This window comes from Pseudomonas sp. PsB, from assembly GCF_043658375.1.
Classification (GTDB): Bacteria; Pseudomonadota; Gammaproteobacteria; order Pseudomonadales; family Pseudomonadaceae; genus Aquipseudomonas; species Aquipseudomonas putida_Z.
Map to the genome: position 1 here is coordinate 1 of NZ_JBIGLU010000089.1, position 1105 is coordinate 1105.

Sequence of the window (1105 nt, forward strand, 5' to 3'; positions counted from 1 at the left end):
CTCTGCGCCACGAACGGTACGGTGGTCGCGGTGGTGGCGTCCTTGGCGAAGGTCAGGGTCTGGCCGTTGCTCAGGGTAACGGTGAAGGCCTGGCCCGCTGGGTGGCTCAGGGTGCCGGTGATGGTTGTCGTGTTACCTTCCTGCACGGCATTGCCCGTCAGGGTCAGCGTCACTTCATCGCCGCCATTCGGCGTGCCCGGGGTGCCAGGGTTACCTGGAGTGCCCGGCTCGTCGGTGATCTGCAGGGTCACCGGGTCGCCTTTGACTAGATTCTCAAAGACCTGTTTGCCCGTGCCTTGCTCGGTAATCCCGGAGATGGCGATGCTCGGGGCACTGCTGCCCACATAGACGTCGTCCGCCAGAACACCCGACTGCGAGCCACTGATCTGCCCAGCTGCGATGTGCACCACTTTGCCGTTGCTCAGCTCGATATCCAGACCGCCATGCTGGGTCAGGTCGGCACCGGCAGGACCGGTCAGTGTGATGGTGTAAGTCACCGCCTGCCCTTCCACCGCCGGGTTCGGCGAGATGCTCAGCTCGGCCTTCACGGTGTTGATGGTATCGGTGACCGTGAGGGTCGTGGTGGCGCTGGTGTTCAGGTTCTCGAAGTTATGGCTACCAGCATCAATCACGCTGACGGTCTGGGTTTCACCATCCTTGAACACATCATCGCTCTGGGCCACGAACGGATTGGTGGTCGCAGTAAGCGCGCCCTCGGCAAAGGTCAGGGTCTGGCCGTTGCTCAGGGTGACAGTGAAGGCTTGGCCTGCCGGGTGGCTCAGGGTGCCGGTGATGGTCGTGGTGTTGCCTTCCTGCACCGTATTGCCGGTGAGGGTCAGCGTCACTTCATCGCCGCCATTCGGCGTGCCCGGCGTGCCAGGGTTGCCTGGGGTGCCTGGTTCGTCGGTGATCTGCAGGGTTACCGGGTCGCCTTTGATCAGGTTCTCAAAGACCTGTTTGCCCGTACCTTGCTCGGTGATCCCGTTGATGGCGATGCTCGGAGCACTGCTGCCCACATAGATGTCATCCGCCAGGTTAGCGGTTTGCGAAGCGCTGATCTGGCCCGCAGGGATGTTGATCACCTCGCCGTTGCTCAGCGCGATGG

General features: G+C 62.5%; 1 protein-coding gene. It reads right to left on the minus strand.

Annotated features, from left to right (window positions below; all coding sequences use genetic code 11):
• Positions 1-1105 (minus strand): immunoglobulin-like domain-containing protein (locus ACGLHT_RS29970; RefSeq protein WP_394520767.1); only part of this gene is annotated, 1105 nt, incomplete at both ends.